A 700-nucleotide genomic window follows, 5' to 3' on the forward strand; every position below is an offset into this window, starting at 1 on the left:
GCCCGCGGGGAGAGGGCAACCCGCGCCTTAGCCTGAGATGTGTGAAGACCGTAGCCCGCAGAGGGGGAGGGACCCTGGCAGGGTCTGGATTGCCGTGCGGGTTCCCCGGCCTTCTGAAGTGCGAAAAAACGCAGCGCTCCAGCCGCGCCACGAGGCTCGACGTGTCCCAGCGGTTGCCGCCCATGGCCTCCGAGTAAAGGTGCCCCTGCGGGGACTCAGCGTCCGACAATTCACGGCGGGGTCGGATGGGCGGCCATGATGGCGGCGGCCAGCCCGTTCCGGAACGTCTTCTCCTGCGGGCCCGCTCGCTCGACCCGGTCGAGGCCGGGCGCAGCCGCCACGATGGCAGCGATGTCGATGCTGTAGCCGCTGGCGAACCGGTAGGGCCCAGCCGCCAGGTCCCGCAAGTAGAGGTCGATGGCTGCTACGACCTCCTGGCTAGTGCTGATGCGCGCCTTGCGCAGGTCCGCGAGAGTCGAAGGTCCGGCCGGCATGGTCGAGCTGATCATTCCCTGACGTTGACTTGGGCACAACCGCCAGCCGACATGGGCGGTCACGGCCAGGATCGCTCAGGCGTGTCGCGGCCGCCATTCAGGAGACCATCGCCGCGAGATAGACCCTGAAAAGCCAACAGGCCCCCGTCGCCAAACGGGAGCCTGCTGAAAATCCTGGGGCCTTGTGAGGCCGCGTCGCTAGCTCC

The 700-nt window shown here is 68.0% G+C and carries 1 protein-coding gene; it reads right to left on the minus strand.

Features of this window, described 5'->3' with window-relative positions:
- Positions 1-230: 230 nt before the first annotated feature.
- The gene (locus MKK84_RS02465; RefSeq protein WP_243916451.1) at positions 231-509 is read right to left on the minus strand and encodes a hypothetical protein; all 279 of its coding nucleotides are present in this window, start codon (positions 507-509) and stop codon (positions 231-233) included.
- Between the last annotated feature and the right edge of the window lie 191 nt (positions 510-700).

This window comes from Methylobacterium sp. E-065 (assembly GCF_022829605.1).
In the GTDB taxonomy this organism is placed as follows: Bacteria; Pseudomonadota; Alphaproteobacteria; order Rhizobiales; family Beijerinckiaceae; genus Methylobacterium.

Bases quoted from the DNA above. Each gene is read 5' to 3' on its own strand.
- MKK84_RS02465 (WP_243916451.1), bottom strand. From the start codon at position 509: ATGATCAGCTCGACCATGCCGGCCGGACCTTCGACTCTCGCGGACCTG.